Source organism: Mycobacterium sp. IDUB_37, assembly GCF_055419245.1.
The window spans coordinates 1,020,648-1,036,202 of sequence record NZ_JBVAXG010000001.1; the positions used below are offsets into that span (position 1 = coordinate 1,020,648).

The 15,555-nt window shown below is 63.3% G+C and carries 15 protein-coding genes; 8 read left to right on the forward strand and 7 right to left on the reverse strand.

Annotated features, from left to right (window positions below; all coding sequences use genetic code 11):
- Positions 1–107: 107 nt before the first annotated feature.
- A complete protein-coding gene (locus ACZY1I_RS04695; protein WP_463753085.1) occupies positions 108–1,253 on the forward strand; it encodes an ABC transporter substrate-binding protein in 1,146 nt (381 codons plus the stop codon).
- Here ACZY1I_RS04695 and ACZY1I_RS04700 read toward each other — a convergent pair.
- Positions 1,224–2,303, reverse strand: a complete 1,080-nt coding sequence (locus ACZY1I_RS04700) for an NAD(P)H-dependent amine dehydrogenase family protein (protein ID WP_463753510.1) — start codon at positions 2,301–2,303, stop codon at positions 1,224–1,226. The two genes, ACZY1I_RS04695 and ACZY1I_RS04700, sit on opposite strands and share 30 nt — an antisense overlap.
- Positions 2,304–2,431: 128 nt before the next feature.
- On the opposite strand from ACZY1I_RS04700, the gene ACZY1I_RS04705 reads away from it, so the two are divergent.
- From ACZY1I_RS04705 to ACZY1I_RS04715, 3 genes are read left to right on the forward strand one after another with little or no spacing between them, the layout of a single operon-like run.
- Complete coding sequence (locus ACZY1I_RS04705) at positions 2,432–3,670, forward strand: cytochrome P450 (RefSeq protein WP_463753086.1); 1,239 nt, start codon at positions 2,432–2,434, stop codon at positions 3,668–3,670.
- A gap of 14 nt (positions 3,671–3,684) precedes the next feature.
- A complete protein-coding gene (locus ACZY1I_RS04710) occupies positions 3,685–4,758 on the forward strand; it encodes an NAD(P)H-dependent amine dehydrogenase family protein (protein ID WP_463753087.1) in 1,074 nt (357 codons plus the stop codon).
- 43 nt (positions 4,759–4,801) lie between these two features.
- Entirely contained in the window at positions 4,802–5,719 is a 918-nt protein-coding gene (locus ACZY1I_RS04715; RefSeq protein WP_463753088.1) for an SDR family NAD(P)-dependent oxidoreductase, read from the forward strand.
- 8 nt (positions 5,720–5,727) lie between these two features.
- Here the strand turns inward: ACZY1I_RS04715 and ACZY1I_RS04720 are convergent, their stop codons facing one another.
- From ACZY1I_RS04720 to ACZY1I_RS04730, 3 genes are all read right to left on the reverse strand, one after another.
- Entirely contained in the window at positions 5,728–6,765 is a 1,038-nt protein-coding gene (locus ACZY1I_RS04720; RefSeq protein WP_463753511.1) for an NAD(P)H-dependent amine dehydrogenase family protein, read from the reverse strand.
- A gap of 87 nt (positions 6,766–6,852) precedes the next feature.
- Positions 6,853–7,656 carry an SDR family NAD(P)-dependent oxidoreductase gene (locus ACZY1I_RS04725; RefSeq protein WP_463753089.1) on the reverse strand — a complete coding sequence of 268 codons (804 nt, stop codon included), beginning with the start codon at positions 7,654–7,656 and terminating at the stop codon, positions 6,853–6,855.
- Positions 7,657–7,685: 29 nt separating this feature from the next.
- Positions 7,686–8,444, reverse strand: a complete 759-nt coding sequence (locus ACZY1I_RS04730) for an SDR family oxidoreductase (RefSeq protein ID WP_463753090.1) — start codon at positions 8,442–8,444, stop codon at positions 7,686–7,688.
- 105 nt (positions 8,445–8,549) lie between these two features.
- Between ACZY1I_RS04730 and ACZY1I_RS04735 the strand changes: the two genes are divergently transcribed.
- The 3 genes from ACZY1I_RS04735 to ACZY1I_RS04745 are packed head-to-tail and all read left to right on the forward strand — an operon-like array spanning position 8,550 to position 11,225.
- Positions 8,550–9,404, forward strand: a complete 855-nt coding sequence (locus ACZY1I_RS04735; RefSeq protein WP_463753091.1) for an SDR family NAD(P)-dependent oxidoreductase — start codon at positions 8,550–8,552, stop codon at positions 9,402–9,404.
- Complete coding sequence (locus tag ACZY1I_RS04740; RefSeq protein ID WP_463753092.1) at positions 9,401–10,465, forward strand: hypothetical protein; 1,065 nt, start codon at positions 9,401–9,403, stop codon at positions 10,463–10,465. The genes ACZY1I_RS04735 and ACZY1I_RS04740 overlap by 4 nt, the downstream gene beginning before the upstream one ends.
- A 10-nt stretch (positions 10,466–10,475) precedes the next feature.
- The gene (locus ACZY1I_RS04745; protein WP_463753093.1) at positions 10,476–11,225 is read left to right on the forward strand and encodes an alpha/beta hydrolase; all 750 of its coding nucleotides are present in this window, start codon (positions 10,476–10,478) and stop codon (positions 11,223–11,225) included.
- Here the strand turns inward: ACZY1I_RS04745 and ACZY1I_RS04750 are convergent.
- From ACZY1I_RS04750 to ACZY1I_RS04760, 3 genes are all read right to left on the reverse strand, one after another.
- Positions 11,160–11,984: a mycofactocin-coupled SDR family oxidoreductase gene (locus tag ACZY1I_RS04750; RefSeq protein WP_463753094.1), complete on the reverse strand. Its 825-nt coding sequence runs from the start codon at positions 11,982–11,984 to the stop codon at positions 11,160–11,162. The genes ACZY1I_RS04745 and ACZY1I_RS04750 overlap by 66 nt on opposite strands.
- Positions 11,985–11,987: 3 nt before the next feature.
- Complete coding sequence (locus ACZY1I_RS04755; RefSeq protein WP_463753095.1) at positions 11,988–13,067, reverse strand: NAD(P)H-dependent amine dehydrogenase family protein; 1,080 nt, start codon at positions 13,065–13,067, stop codon at positions 11,988–11,990.
- A 175-nt stretch (positions 13,068–13,242) separates the two neighbouring features.
- Positions 13,243–14,856 carry a class I adenylate-forming enzyme family protein gene (locus tag ACZY1I_RS04760; protein ID WP_463753096.1) on the reverse strand — a complete coding sequence of 538 codons (1,614 nt, stop codon included), beginning with the start codon at positions 14,854–14,856 and terminating at the stop codon, positions 13,243–13,245.
- A gap of 76 nt (positions 14,857–14,932) precedes the next feature.
- On the opposite strand from ACZY1I_RS04760, the gene ACZY1I_RS04765 reads away from it, so the two are divergent.
- Positions 14,933–15,496: a nuclear transport factor 2 family protein gene (locus tag ACZY1I_RS04765; protein ID WP_463753097.1), complete on the forward strand. Its 564-nt coding sequence runs from the start codon at positions 14,933–14,935 to the stop codon at positions 15,494–15,496.
- Positions 15,497–15,555: the final 59 nt, after the last annotated feature.

The following is a 15,555-nucleotide window of genomic DNA, read 5'->3' on the forward strand; positions in this document are numbered from 1 at the left end:
ACTCCGCCGAAAGGTCGATATGCAGTTTGTGTAAATCGCTGTTTTCGTGCACCGATCAACTCGGGATGTGATCGGTGTTGACAACCTTCATGATGTATGTTGCCGCTATGGCAGACGACGAAATTCGCGCGTATGGTTCGGTCGCTCCGCTGAAAATCGGTTTGCTCAACGACTATCCGACCTCCGGCACCACCGACAACAACACCGTCGCGGCCCTGGAGCTTGTCATGGAGGAAGCCCATGCATCGGGTTTGATCGATCGGCCGATCGAGCTGATTCAACGCAACGTGGTCGGCCTGCCGAACGGCACCTACCGGGCAGTGGAACGGGCCTTCGATGAGCTGGTGGCCGACGGATGCCTGGCCATCTTCGGGCCGTGGGTCTCCGACAATGTGGTTCCCCTGCGTTCCCATGTCGAAGCTGTGGCCAAGGTTCCGATTATCACTCTCTCGGGATCAGAAGGAGCGCTGGGAGAGTGGTGCTTCGCGCTCAACAACGGGTCGATGGCCGAAGAGCCGGTGATGCTGGCCGCCGTCATGATCGGCGACGGCCGATCGCGGATCGCCATTGCCTACGAGGCGTCGCTCATCGGCAAGGAGTACCTGTCGTTTGCGGAAAAAGTTTATGCAGCAGCGGGATTGAAGGTTGTCGCCACTGTCATGATTCCCCAGGTCGAGGCGGATAAGGCCGAGGCGGTTGCGCAGTTGCGGGCGTCGGACCCCGATGCGGTGGTTCACGTCGGGTTCGGGCACGGGTTGTGGGGGTTCACCGACGCGCTGCTGGCGGCCGGCTGGGATCCGGCCCGGTACACCACGACCGCGTTCGAGATGGCTCACATCAACGAAGAGTGGATGCGCCAGATCTCGGGCTGGATCGGTCTGGACAGCTATGACGAGCGCAACCAGGTCGGGCAGGCGTTCCTGGACCGGTTCGAGGCGCGATACGGTCGGCGACCGGGCAACTCGATGCCTGGCTTGTCCCATGACGCGGCGACCGTGATCGTTCGCGGCCTGGCGGCGGCGCGCCCGCTGACCGGGGAAGGGGTCAAACTTGGAATCGAACAGGTGAAGCTGATCCCGTCGGCGAGCGGGGCGCCAGGAACGTTCATCCGGTTTGGCCGTTACATCCGGCAGGGTTGGCTCGGTTCAGACTACCTGATCGCCCGGCGCGTGCTGCCGGACGGGTCGGCGCACGTGTTCCACGCCGCCCCGAGCGAACACATCTCACGGGCTGTCGGCGTCGCGTCCGGCTAACTGCATGGCGCCGAACACCGGCGCTGTCACGATCCCGGGCGGGTGACTCAGGACATCGGGAATCGCGCGGACTGCGCCCATCGCGATCATCAGATGGCCCGGCTGGGCGTGCTGCCCAGTGTGCGGCTGCCCATCCCACCCGACATCGAGTTGAAGTTCGAAGCTCGGAACACCCTTGATGACCGCGCGAATCAGCGGAGCCTTCTCCCCGGGCGTCAATGGGGCGAGGCCCCACTGTGGCAGATCGCGCGTCAGGACCCATTCCTCGTGAATGGCCAGCAGCGGGCGGCCCGACCAGTGACCGACCCAGGAAAACCTTTGCCCGACAACCGTTCCTGCCTCGATGGTGCCGGCCAGCACCTCGATGTCGTGGGGAAGCGTGGTGGCGTCCACGGATACGTCGATGTGCGACAGCGTGATACCCAGCACGTCGGCGGTTGCGTTGAGTGCCTGCCGGTAGGCCATGTCGAGTTTCTTGATGATCATGGAATCGACGGTGACATCCGCGGGCGGGCGACCCATACCCATGAGGTCGATCAGCATCGGCCGACTGGGCACGGCCGACACGTCGGTGGCCTCGTAGAGGTCGATGCGGTCGATGGTCTTGCTCAGCCCGGTCACGGTCGCGACGAGCCGCTCGAACATGAAGCCGGGGTTCTCGCCGGCGGCGTGGAACCGGGACCCACCTTTCCGGCATGCCGCCACGAACGCAGCTTCGGTCTGCGCCCCGTATGTGGGCAGGTGGTTGTACGACGTGGTCGTGACGACGTTGGTACCGGCCGCAAGCAGACGGCAGATATCGTCCGCGTTGGTTTCGACCGCGTGCGCCTTGCTGGCGGTGTGGATGACGACGTCAGCGTTCAGCGCGATTATCGCGTCCTTATCCGTCGTGGCGGTCACGCCCGTTGCGGTGGACAAACCGCACAACTCGGCCGCGTCGAGGCCCGCCTTGGCCGGGTCGTACACCAGTACGCCGACCAGCTGAAAATCGGGATTCTCGATGAGCTCCTGCAGCGCGGCACTGCCGACCGCGCCGGTCGCCCATTGCACTACTCGAATAGCCAATCGAATGCTCCAGGTTGCGCTTTCGGGTTTCGGCTCTCTTCTGGTTGGTTCAACATACATGATGTAGGTTTGCAACCATCGACATGTAGGTTGATCGTCGGTAGGAGGCTGATATGACAGAACCGGCGGTCGCCGACGACATCGACCAGCGAATCCGCGAAGCCCAAGATAAGTTCAATGCCGGGATGGGCGCCGACGGCGACGCAACGCCCTATCCGCTGCTGCGCGAACTCCGCGCCAAGAGCGCGGTACATCCGGGATGGCCGGAGATGGGCATCCCCGAAGGCGGCCCGAACAGCAAGAAGACGTTTACGGCGTATTCGTTCGACGCCGTGAAAAGCGTGTTCACCGACCACATCACGTTCAGCACCCGGATCTACGAAGACATGGTCCGGCCGCTGCAGGGGCCGACAATTCTGGAGATGCAGGATCCTGAACATGCGGTGTACCGCAGGCTGCACGAGTTCGCCTTCGCCAGATCGTCGATGAAGCGTTGGGACGCAGAGCTTGTCGGCCCCTTGGTCGATCGGACGATCGCGAAATTCCGGGACAACAAGCATGCCGACCTCGTTGACGCGGTGTTCATGCCGATTCCGGTGCGGGTAATCGCGGCCTTACTCGGGTTGCCACAGGCCGATATTGGAGAATTCCACCGATTGGCGATCGACCTGCTGGGCTTCCGCGGTGATATGCAGACCGCGATGAAGGCCTCCGCGGAGATGAAGGAGTACTTCATCGGAGTCTTGGCAGACCGGCGCAGGACGCCAAAGGACGACATGGTGACGATCCTGTCGCAGGCCGAAATCGACGGCGTCAAAATGTCGGACGAACAGATCTACGGGTTCATGCGTAACCTGTTGCCCGCCGGTGCCGAAACCACGTCGCGGTCCACGGCAAGCCTTGCGATGGCCCTGCTGACGCACCCCGACCAACTCGAAGCGGTGCGTGACGACCGCAGTTTGTTGCCTCAGGCGATCGAGGAGGGCATCCGGTGGGAGACACCGCTGCTGAACTTCATCCGTGAGGTCAGCACCGACACCGAATTCTTCGGCGTCCAGATCCCTAGAGGATCAACCATGATGGTGAGCCTGGGTAGCGCCAACCACGACGAGTCGAGGTGGGAGGATCCCGAGTCGTTCAACATCTTCCGGGAACGGAAGGCGCACATCGGCTTTGGTCACGGTGCACACGTGTGCCTGGGAATGCACTTGGCCAGACTGGAAAGTATCAATATCTTCAACGCACTGTTCGACGAACTACCCGGGCTGCGACTCGATCCTGATGCCCCGCCGCCGTACGTCACCGGCACACTGTTCCGCTCGCCCCCGCGACTCGATGTGGTTTGGGACTGAGGAGACCGGCTGATATGACTCGTGTCATCCAATGGGCGACCGGTGTCACCGGGATGATGTCCCTGCGTCACGTGCTCACCCGGCCGGATCTGGAATTGGTGGGCGTGCGGGTGTACGACCCCGCCAAGGCCGGAGTCGACGCCGGCACGCTGTGCGGGGTTGCCGACTCCGGGGTGCTGACGTCCGCGGACCGCGACGCAGTCATCGGCATCGATGCCGACGTGGTGCTGTACATGGGCAAGGTGGAGACCGACACGCCGAGCTGCTTCGCCGACGTGTGCGACCTGTTGGCATCCGGCAAGAACGTGGTCGCCACCGGCAGCCGGTTCATCCACCCCCGGTCACTGGACGCCGCGCTGGCTGACGGTATCGAGAAAGCTTGTCGTGCAGGCGGATCGTCATTTCTCGGGCTGGGACTGTACCCGGGTTTCGTCGGCGAATCGCTGGTGCCGATCCTGTCGCGCCTGACCCAGCGCACGGGGCGCATCAACATCCGCGAAGTGCTGAACTACTCGACCTACGCCAGCCACGACCTGATCTTCAACGCAATGGGCTTCGGCCATGCTCCCGACGACACCACACCGCTGCTGACCAACACCGAATACGCTGCCAGCGCCTGGATCGGCAGCGCGACGGTCGTCGCGCAGGCGTTGGGCTTGGAAATCAAGAGCGTCGAGGGGTATCGGGACGTCGCAACTACACCACGGGCGCTGTCGGTCGCCGCCGGCGAGATCCCTGCCGGTACCGTCGGCGCCATGCGGTTCGGTGTTGTGGTCGACTGCGGCACAACAACGTTGGCCGTTGAACATCTCACCAGAATGGCCGATGACCTGGCCCCCGACTGGCCCACCGAGATCGGATATCAGGTGGCCTTCCAAGGCGAGCCCAACATGAAGATCCATCTCGTGATCGGCTCCCACGAGGAAGATCACGCCAAGCAGGGTTGCCTGGCTACCGCCATGCATGCGATCAACGCGATCCCCATGGTGATCGCGGCCGAACCCGGACTCCATGACTTGTCGACGATCGCGCCGTTCGTTGCGCACTGGGCCGGGCGTGACGTCGTACCGACGTGCCGTTCCGAGTGATTGTCATCGGTACCGGTAAGGGTCTGTTCGGCCGGAGCCGGAATTGATCTCGTTCGCCGGTCGCGTCGTACTTGTCACCGGCGGCGGTCGTGGCCTGGGTTCGGCCTACTGCGCTGAAATGGCCCGCCGCGGGGCAACCGTGATCGTTCACGACAACGGGGTTGCGACGGACGGAAGCGGTGGGGACCCGGGACCGGCAAACGACGTCGCCGCCGCCATCCGGGCAGCGGGGGGACGTGCTGTCGCGTGCGTGTCGGATGCCAGCAGCGAACCCGGGGGTAAGGCCGCCGTGGATCTCGCCATGGCAGAGTTCGGCCGATTGGATGCGATCGTCGCCAACGCCGGCATCATTCACGACGGCCCGTTGCCGGACTGGCCGACAGAACGCTTCGAAGCCGTGCTGCGCCATCACCTACTAGCTGCCTTTCATGTCGTCCGCCCGGGTTTCGCGGTGATGCGGGACGCCGGATACGGGCGCTTGGTATTCGTGTCCTCTGCTGCAGGAGTTTTCGGACAGCCTGGCCTGACGGGATATGCCACCGCCAAGATGGGCCTTCTGGGCTTCATGAACGTTGCGGCACTCGAAGGCATGCAATACGGCATAACCGCCAACGCGATCATGCCCATGGGCGATACGCGAATGGCGGCGGCAATAATGGGCGAGGCTGCAACGAGTGCCGATGCGCGCGCGTTTCTCCAGACGCTGCGACTCGACCAAGTGGCGCCTGTAGTGGCCTACCTCGCCAGCGAGCGTTGCACCCAGACACATCGAGTGCTCAGCGCCTTCCGCGGAAGAGTGGCCGCGTTGCAGATCGGTGTCACTCGGGGATGGTGCAGCGCAGCAGGCGCGTTCGACGCGGAAGACGTCGAAACCAACCTTGAACAGATACTCGATCCGACAGAGATAATCGTGCCAGGCAGCATATTCGACGAAATGGAGCATGCCTTCACGGCCACGTAGTTCTCGCGTCAGTCGGCGGCGACAGTAACCCGGTCGCCGAAACCGGTGTAGCTGCGGATCAGTGGTAAATCCGCCATTGTCGCGAAACCCGCTGGCGCTGAACATATCGCTGGAATGGCGTTGACAACCTGCAGCGCGACGGCGACGAGGCCCGCCCGCACATGCTCGGCCACCGATGCCGGCCGCGAATAGCTGGCCAGGCAGAAGAAATGCACACGCATGGATGGGTCGCCTTCGAGGGTGAGGGTCCAGCCGTCATCCGGTTTCGGCCAGTGGTCGGGATACTCGCCGCCGACCGTCCAAAGCGTCTCGAATTCGATGAGCGGCTCACCGTCGCGCAGCCCGATGAAATTCCATCGCTGTCCAGCGGTGGTGCCCGCGCGCACCTGGTGCTCAAAGATCTGGAAGTCCTTGGTGGCAGGCACCGCGTCGACGGTGACTCTCACATCGTCGATCGCGGCGTTCAGAGAGTCCGCAATGAACCAGGTCTGCTGGGTGAAGAGCGCGGTGTTGAACGTCAGGAAGTCGTTGGCCGTGGGGGTGATGTCTTCGGGCGGCCGGCCGAACCACATACCCTCGAAAGTGATATCGGTGCTTTCCCACAGCGACCAGTCGGCTCGCTCCTGCAGGGTGAACCGGTCGATGGAACGACTCATGCCGGACAGCGCCAGTGGCAGCACGCCCGACAAGTTGCCCGGGTTGAGACCGCTGGCGTGGATCGTGCTGTTGCCTTTCTGGCAGGCCGCCAACAGTCGTCGGCGATCGGCTTCGGCGATGCGGCGGGGGTGGAACAGGAAGGAGACGGTCGCGACGTTCTTCCCGCTCTCGAGTAAGACGCACACATCGTCGAGGCTGGTGAAGGATGGCGCATACAGCACCAGATCAGCTTCGGTCGCAAGGATTTCGGCCACATCGGTGGTGGCAGTGACACCGATCGGGCTGCGTCCCACCAACGTGCCGATGTCGACGCTGTGCTTGGCGGCGGAATACACTCGCGCGCCGACCAGTTCGAGGTCGGGGCGGCAGTCGAGGATCGTGTTGATCATCTCGGTCCCCACTGCACCGGTCGCCCACTGGATGATGCGTAACCGTCGGGATTGTCCAGTCACCTTCTCGTTCCCTTCCAGTCAGGATCAGATGAAGTCTGATCCACCGTCGACGTTGATGGTGGCTCCGGTCACGTAGCCGTTTCGCCGCGACGCCAGATATGTTGTGGCCGAGGCGATCTCTTCGGGTAGACCGGCACGGCCGATGTCGCACGGGTGGCCGTAGGTCTTGTCGACCCAGGTCATCACGTCTTTGGGATCCGATGAGTTCAGCCCGTCCGCGGCCAGCACATCGCGCAGGACTTCGGTGAAACTCGCCGTCACAATCGTTCCCGGACAGACACAGTTCACCAGGATGCCTTCTGCGCCCAGGCTTTTGGCGAGGTTCTTGGTGAAACTCGACAGCGCCGATTTGGTCGCCGTGTAGGCGACCAGTCGCGCACTCTGGCGCTGGATTGAGTGTGCCGACAGCGTGACGATCCGAGCCCAGTCGGCAGATCGCAGCAACGGCAGTGCCGCCCTGACCGAGCGCACGGCGGACAGCGTGCCAAGGTCGAAAGCGGCATGCCAGTCGTCGTCGTCCAGATCTTCAAACGGCCCGGCGCTCGGACCGATGGTGTGCACGAACACATTCAGGCTGTCCCAGGCGTCGGCAACTGCCGCGAACCCCGATGCGATCGAAGCCCCTTCGGCCATATCGACGCTGATCGCCAGCACCTCGGGGGCACCTGCGCGGCGTATTCGCTCTGCAGCCGAGTCCAGAGCGGCCTGGCCACGCGCCATGACCGCCACTGAGGCACCCTCGGCCGCAAGACTTTCGGCGATCGCCAGCCCCATACCCTTGCTGCCGCCGGTCACGACTGCCGTCGCACCCTCAAAGCCGAGATCCATTGAGTCGTCCTTCCGCTATCTGGGCGGGCCTACTGAGCTCTGACGATCCGCGCCGCCAGGTGCACAATCTCGGTGACCACGGTGGGGTTCGCGCGTGAAACTGCGATCAGTGAAAGCATCGCGTTGGCCACGTCCTCTACCGCGGACATCTCGGCCGGGATCTGGCCTTCGCGAGCCCATGCCCGGTACAGGTCGGCGAGCAGGTCGCGGTCGGCGCCACGCAGGATCTCGGTGTCACGTGTGGGGCCGACGCTTACCCGGATCAAGGCCAGCTCGGGATGTTCGGCCCGCCAGGAGCGTAGAATTTCATTGAGCGCGGCCTTGCTCGCGTGGTAGGCGGCTACGCCTGCGCGAGGGCGGCCGACGTCATGGCTTGACGCGACCACGACGGTGGCATTGTCGGCCAAATGGGGCAGGATTGCCCGCAGCACATGGGAAGCGCCGACGGCGTTGACCGCGTATGCATGTAGCCACGTCTCCACATCGGTCTCGGCGATCAGCGCGAACGGCACAACGGCACTGGTGAATACCACCGCGTCGAGCCCGCCGAGCTTGGCGGCGACGTCTTTTACGACGGATTCGACGGCGCGCGGGTCAGACACGTCAAGTTCATGGGCCGAACCGTCGAGATCCTCGGCCAGATTCGACAGCACGTGGACCCGCCGTGCGGCGAGTGCCACGTTGGCCCCTCGGGACCGGGCCGCGACGGCCAGTGCTTGTCCGATGCCTGAAGACGCGCCGATGATCAGCATCCGCGTCCCCGCGATGTTCGAGTGTCGATCACCCATGACCCGCGTCCTTTGCGCCGAAGTTGCGCTGATTCTCGCATGTGAGAATTACTATTCTCTAGCGGGTGGTCGGAGATTGGCTTGGACCACAGGACAGGAGGCGGCATGCCCGATTACGTCGATTTCACCGGAAAGGTGGTACTCGTCACCGGCGGGGGCGCAGGAATCGGCCGGGCCACCGTGGCCGCCTTTGCCGACCAGGGCGCGTCGGTCATTGCGCTCGAGGTCGACCCGGCGCGCGCGGAAGACCTGCGCGGCCAGTTCGGTCACCGCGTGTTGGTGGTCACCGGAGATGCGACCGTCGCGACCGATGTCTCGGCACTCGCCGACACGATCACCGAGCAGCACGGACATCTCGATGTGCTGGTCAACAATGTCGGCCACTTCATGACCCGGCCGACGCCCTTCGAAATGCTCACCGACGATCAGATAGACGACATCTATCGGATAAATCTCAAGCACATCTTCCTGGTCACCCGCACCATGCTGCAGTTGCTGCGCGCGGCCGAATCCGGCGCGAGCATCACGAACATCTCGTCGATCGAGGGCTTCCGCGGCATACCACGATTCGCGGTATACGGTGCCTTCAAAGCTGCGGTAACCGGCTTCACAATGAGCCTTGCCCTCGAGTTGGGCCCAGAGGGCATTCGGGTGAACGCTGTTGCGCCGGAGACCACCGACAGCGCCCAGGTGCCACTCGACCGATTGATCCACGAATCCCAGCGGCACCACATTCCGCGCTGGATTCCGTTGGGCCGCTTCGGAACCCCGCAGGACACAGCGGGCTGTGTGCTCTTTCTCGCCAGCCCGCTGGCGGCCTGGGTGTCGGGGACGGTGGTGCACGCCGACGGCGGCGCACTGGCTGCGGCTGGTTGGTACCGCGATGATCATGGGACGTGGACGAACATGCCGGTGATCCATGGCAACAGCGGAAAGCCCGCGGAGGCGGTTGCGACATGACGAATACCGTTGACCCGGCAACTGATTCGTTTCCCGCGGAGCCGGTGAGGCCGGCGGGATCACGAACGTTGGCCAGGGCGGGGTGGGGAATCTTCATCGTCGCCTACCTGGCATTCGCGGTCGTGACCGTCGCAACGATCCAGTCGGGCACGCACGGCGATCCGCGGATCAGCAACCCGAACCCGGGTCCGGTGCCGTATCCACCGTTCCTCGGATTCGACGACTGGCCGCTGGCGGTGGGACTCAGTTCAATTCCGATGGGGCTCGGGTTGATCGGTGCGTTGGTGTGGCTCTCGGTGCGACAGCGCAAGGTGCACTGGACGGTGATCATCGCATTCGCCGGCCTGATCACCGGCGTGCTGGATCCGCTGGCCAACTGGGCGACCTTCGCGATCTTCGACCCGCGCATGCTGCACTTCCCGCTGTCGTGGCCGTATGTGAACATCTCGCCGAACCTCGAGCCGGCGCTCGCCTTTCTCGGCGGGTACGCCACCTATTACCTGCTCAATGGTCTGGGATTTCTGCAATTGCACGATCGGGTCGTCGACCCCCTGATGCGGCGCAACGGCTGGCTGGCGCGCCATCGTCTGATCGCGGTCTTCATCGGCGCGACAATCGTCGCAATCCCGATCAATGGGTTGATCCAGTTCACCTGGATGCGGGCCGGCATTTTCTTCTACACCGAAGCCGTCGGACCGACGCTGCAAATCGGCCATATTCACTTCCCGCTGATCATGGCGGTGTACGACTCCATCATCTTCGGGATGGTCGCGGTCATGTGTGTCCGCGGTGAGGACGGAGAGCTGATCCTGATCAACCGCATCGCCCGGTGGCTTCCGTCGCGGCATGGCCGCAGCGAGGTCACGCTGACGCGCCAGTTGCTGGTTTCGGTGGTGTTGGGTCTGGTGTCCTTCGGGGCTCCGCTGGCAGTGCTGTCCGGACTGCGGGCGGCGGGTTTGTCCGAACCCGCATACGAGCAGAACCCCTATCCGAACATCAAGGTGTACGACCCCTACGGGCATCTCCAGGAATCGGGGAAGTCGGGACCCTTTTACAAATGAGGTTGACACGATGACGCTGTTCGCGTTGCTGCACGGCGGAATCCACTATGGCTCCTGCTGGGAAAAGGTGACCATGGAGCTCATACGGCGGGGTCATGTCGTGGTCGCGCCCGATCTGCCCGTCGACGACGATTCAGCCGGCGCGCAGGAATGGGCCCAGGTCGCGATCGACGCGATCGAGCTAGCCTCGGACGGCAGCGTGTCCAAAAGCGTTGTCATCGTGGCGCACTCGATCTCCGGCCTCTGCGCGCCGGTCATCGCCACGCGGTACCCGCTGTGCCAGATGGTGTTCGTCGGTGGGCTGCTGCCGGTGCCTGGCCAGTCGTTCGTCGAACATCTGGCCGCCAACCCGGATGCGATCACCTTCCCCGCGCCGCAAGAGCAAGGAGCCGGGCCGTTCGGCCTCACTTGGGAATCGGTGCGGGACGGCTTCTACCATGACTGCCCGGAATCGTTGGCGCGGAGGGCTTTCGACGAACTTCGGCATCAATCGTTCACTGTGTTCACCGAACGCTGCCCGATCGATCGCTGGCCGGACACACCCTCGACCTACGTGCTCATGCGCCAGGACCGCGCGGTGGCGCAGTCATGGGCCCGGCGCAACGCGGTCGACCGAATCGGGGCGACTGTCGTCGAGTTGGCCGGCGGCCATTCGCCGTTCTTCTCGAGGCCGGTCGAGCTCAGTGAAATCCTGCTAGGCCTGTGCGACACCGACATCAACCGAAATCGCGGCGGCGGTAACGAACTTCGATTCGTCTGAGGCCAGCCACGCGACCGCGTTGGCGGCATCTTCGGGCATGGTCACCGCGTTGGGCAGGAGTTGCTTGCTGAAGCCGTACTGCGGATGAGGGTAGGACTCCGCGGCCTGCTGCATGGCTTCAATAATCCGGCCACTGCCCATCGGTGTAGCGACCGATCCGGGGTGCAAGCTGTTCACCCTGATGTTGTGGCGACCGAGTTCCACCGCGAACGAACGAGCGAGCCCGGTGACACTGTGCTTGCTTGCCGTGTAAGCAAGCATGAACGGTTCCACCTTCACTCCTGCCACCGATCCGATCAGAATGATCGACCCGCCCCGGCCGCCGGCGATGATGTGCTTGGCGCCGGCCATCACCGTGTTCCAGGTCCCGAACAGGTTGATGGCGACGGTATCCTGAAAGTCGCTGGGGGAGACTTGATCCCACGCAGCCGGACAACAGATGCCCGCGTTGGCGACGATCACGCCGAGTCGGCCCAATTCGGTGACTGCCTCATCGACCGCGCTGCAGAGGGCTTCATGGTCGCGGGTGTCGACGACAGCGGTGATTGCACGACGGCCATTCGCGGCGACGAGGGCGGCGGTCTCCGCCAACTCCTCCGGGGTGGCCGAATCGTACGGAACGCTTGGCGGCAGAGGGCCGGCGATGTCGACGAGAATAACGTCGGCACCGTCGGCACTCAGTCGGACGGCATGAGCGCGGCCCTGGCCACGTGCGGCGCCAGTGATGAGCGCGACCTTGCCGGTCATGTCTGCGCCCACCGTCTAGCCGAAGTCCAGTGCGTTGCGCGGAGCGGTGATTGGTAGATCCAATGACGTCGCGATACCCGGCGCAGCATCGATGACGTAGGGGATGGCGTTCACAACGCGCATGGCGGTCGCCTCCATCGCATTGTCATTCGCCGATGCCGCGGTGGCCTCGGTTCCGAATCGAAGGTCGCAATGGATGTGTGGTTCGCCCTCGATGACGATGCGGTAGGTGCCGTGCGGTGCCGACGCCCATTGCGGTGCAAGGTCGGGAGCCATCCGGTTGATGTGTTCGATCGTGATGACCGGGTGGCCGTCCACGACCCCGGTAGTCTCGGCGCGTACCGCCCCACACGTGCCCGCTGGAATCAACCCGCAGGCCACGTGTAGGTCGCGTGGGGTAATCACGCGCTCATATTTCTCCGTAACTCTCTCGAGTTCGACGCCGAGTGCACGAGCCACCAACCCGATCGGTGGCCCCCAGGCGAACTGCTGTGCGCCCTCCAATTCCAGCAGCGGTGTGAAGTCCAATGGACGACCGAACCCCATCGCGTCGAACATCAAGTATTGATTCGGGTAAGCCGAATAGTCGAAGATCTCCTGCGCCCGTACCGAGCGGATGGTGTTGGACAGCGTCGAGAGCAGGACAGCGAACTGGTCGCCGGCGAATCCCGGTTCGATACCCGACGTGTAGATCGTGACGCCGCCTTCGATGGCCGCCGCGCGCACCTCGTCGGCAAGAGTGGGAATCCACTTGTCCGGGAACATCATTCCGGGTGTGTTGGTGGTAACCACATTGATGCCGGCCCGCAAGAAGCGCAGATAATCGCGCACCGCCGCGGCATCCATTTCATCGCTGGTAGCGGTGTAGACGACGCAGTCGGGCTTGAGTTTGATGATGTCGTCGAGATCGGCGGTCGTCGTCACTCCGATGGCGCCGAGACCGACCACTTCGCCGGCGTCGCGGCCTGTTTTCTCGGGGCTGTGCACCCACACGCCCACCAGGTCGAGATGTGCACGGCGATTGATCGCGCGCAACGCGATGCTGCCCACTCCACCGGTAGATATGACTGCCACCCGCAAGGCTCCGTTTGCCACGGTCTCTGCTCCTCTGTTGAATGCCCTTGGCTAAAGATCGGGGATTGGTAGCGAAGCGCCGAACTCGAACTGTTCAAGTGCTGCCACAAGCGCCTCTCTGCATACGAATTGGGGACGCAGCCGCAAATCTACCGTAGTGAGAATAATTGTTTACGTAAAGCGAAAACGCTGTTGTCTAACGGCTCGCCAAAAGTCCGCTCAGCTGCTTGGCCAGTTCGGACTTCTTGACCTTCCCGGTCGCGGTGAAGGGAAGATCTTGCTTATCGGTGACCCAGATGAACTTCGGCACTTTGTATGTCGACAGCCGGTCACGCAACTGCGCCCGCAACGACTCGCCGTCGAGCGCCGATTCACCGCGTGGTACTACCGCCGCGGCAACAACCGTTCCGTCGTCAGCGCTGTCGGCGCCGACCACGTAGGCCTCGAGCACGCCGTCACATTCGGTAAGCGCCGACTCGACTTCGCTAGGTGTGACATTGGTGCCGCCACTTGTCTTGATCAAGTCGCCGAGCCGTCCGGTGAACCTGATCCAGCCGTCGTCGTACTGCACACCGCAGTCGCCCGTGCGGTAGTAGCCGTCAGCTGTAAAGACTTCCTCGCGTTCACGTTTGTGCAGGCGTTGCATCAACGAGTATCCGCGAACCCAGATTTCGCCGGGGGCGCCGACCGGCGCAGGACGGCCGGTGTCGGGGTCGACGAGCAGATGATGCAGCCCCTCGATGGAAACGCCCCCGGTTTCGGATCGCTCGGGCGGCTGCGGCACGTAAGGGTCGACACCGATGTGATTGCCGCACAATTCCGTCATGCCCAGAGCATTGGGGCCCTGCGGGCGTCGCTCGAGGGGCACCATCGCCGGCATGCTCGTGCGTTGCACTGAACTCAGATCGCGGGCGGAGAACTCGGGATGTTCGGCGAGCGTCTTGCCCTGCTGCGGCCAGCCCAAAGTGGTTGTCGCACGGTGACGCTCGATGAGCTGCAGGGCATCTGCCGCATCGAACGCGGGCTGGGTGACAAGGGTTGCACCGTGGTGGATCACCGCGAGCAGGCCGGTGATCAGTCCGCCCACCCAGAAGAAGGGCATGGAGGTGAACATGACGGTATCCGCGGCGACGCCATAGGAGAAGGTGAGGTTGTAGGTATGGCGGACCAGCGCGCCGTGGGTGTGCACGGGCCCCTTCGGGTCACCGGTACTGCCCGAGGTGTAGATGATCAGCGCGTCATCGGCCGGCGTCACGCAAGATTCCACGTCGACAAGAAAGGCTGCGTCACTGTCTGACAGGTTTGAATGGGTATCGATCGTCGTCGCCCAGGCCCGGTCGGAGGAACCCCATACTGCGATGGTTCGCAGAAATGGGGCCTTGCCTATGGCGATGCGGCCCGGTTCGCGCTGATCGACTAGTTCCGGTAGCGCTTCCTGTAGGCGAGCGAGAAAGTCGTGATTGCGAAATCGCGACCAAGTCAGAATCCCTCGCAGGTCGGCATGGCGCGCGGTCCAGGCTAATTCGGTTGCTTTGTAGAAGGTGTTGAGTGGAACAGCGACCGCACCGATGCGGGTGGTAGCGAACCAGGCCAGTGCCCAATCGGTGCTGTTGGGCATCAGGATTCCGACGTGATCGCCTTTGCTGATACCGGCCGCCAACAGGTCAGTGGCCAGCACAGCCGAGCGACGGTCGAGATCGGCGTACCTCAACTCCTGCCCGCCGGCGATCAGGAAGGGTCTGTTCCCGAAACGGGCTGAGCACGACCGCACCAACTCGGGAATCGTGGGCGTGATGTTCGGAAAGGGCATGACCGCAGGATAGTAGGATTCGCGAAATCCGAGAACATTGGTTCTCGAGCACGGCGTTCTGCCTACAATTCCGCTTATGGCTACAGAAGCTGGAAGTACAGGCGACCGACTCGACCGGGTGGAGTCATGTCTTGAGATCAGCCAGCTTCCCAGCAGATACGCGATGGCGCTCGACGCCCGCGATCTCGATGCGCTGGTGGCGCTGTTCGTCGATGACGTCGACGCCGGAGCGGAGGGCCGCGGCCGGGACGCGCTGAAGCGCTGGTATGACCGCGTGCTCCGACGGTTCTACCGCAGTATCCATTTGATCTGCGGCCATCAATTCGACTTCGTCGACGCCGACCACGCGACCGGATCGATCTACTGTCGCGCCGAACACGAGGACGGCGACGGGTGGTACGTGATCACGATGCGTTACGACGACGTCTACGAGCGCCGAGACGGCCGGTGGGGCTTCGTCAAGCGGCGAGAGTATCCCTGGTACTCCGTCGATGTGACGGAGCGCCCGGGCCCCGAGTTCATCCGCTGGCCGACCGACGTCCGGTTACGTGCTGCGATGCCGCAGCGGATGCCGAGCTGGCAGGCTTTCTGGGCCGACGGAGATTCGGCACTGCCGCAACGGCTGTCTGCGCACCCCTAGGGTTGGTTACAATCTTGTAGAACCAGCATTCTCGAATTCTGCATCTGAAGGTTTTCGGC

Excerpts from the sequence above, each read along its gene's own strand:
- ACZY1I_RS04720 (WP_463753511.1), bottom strand. The coding sequence starts at position 6,765 with ATGATCAACACGATCCTCGACTGCCGCCCCGACCTCGAACTGGTCGGC.
- ACZY1I_RS04710 (WP_463753087.1), top strand. The coding sequence starts at position 3,685 with ATGACTCGTGTCATCCAATGGGCGACCGGTGTCACCGGGATGATGTCC.
- ACZY1I_RS04745 (WP_463753093.1), top strand. The coding sequence starts at position 10,476 with ATGACGCTGTTCGCGTTGCTGCACGGCGGAATCCACTATGGCTCCTGC.
- ACZY1I_RS04765 (WP_463753097.1), top strand. The coding sequence starts at position 14,933 with ATGGCTACAGAAGCTGGAAGTACAGGCGACCGACTCGACCGGGTGGAG.
- ACZY1I_RS04760 (WP_463753096.1), bottom strand. The coding sequence starts at position 14,856 with ATGCCCTTTCCGAACATCACGCCCACGATTCCCGAGTTGGTGCGGTCG.
- ACZY1I_RS04695 (WP_463753085.1), top strand. The coding sequence starts at position 108 with ATGGCAGACGACGAAATTCGCGCGTATGGTTCGGTCGCTCCGCTGAAA.
- ACZY1I_RS04735 (WP_463753091.1), top strand. The coding sequence starts at position 8,550 with ATGCCCGATTACGTCGATTTCACCGGAAAGGTGGTACTCGTCACCGGC.
- ACZY1I_RS04725 (WP_463753089.1), bottom strand. The coding sequence starts at position 7,656 with ATGGATCTCGGCTTTGAGGGTGCGACGGCAGTCGTGACCGGCGGCAGC.
- ACZY1I_RS04740 (WP_463753092.1), top strand. The coding sequence starts at position 9,401 with ATGACGAATACCGTTGACCCGGCAACTGATTCGTTTCCCGCGGAGCCG.
- ACZY1I_RS04705 (WP_463753086.1), top strand. The coding sequence starts at position 2,432 with ATGACAGAACCGGCGGTCGCCGACGACATCGACCAGCGAATCCGCGAA.
- ACZY1I_RS04730 (WP_463753090.1), bottom strand. The coding sequence starts at position 8,444 with ATGGGTGATCGACACTCGAACATCGCGGGGACGCGGATGCTGATCATC.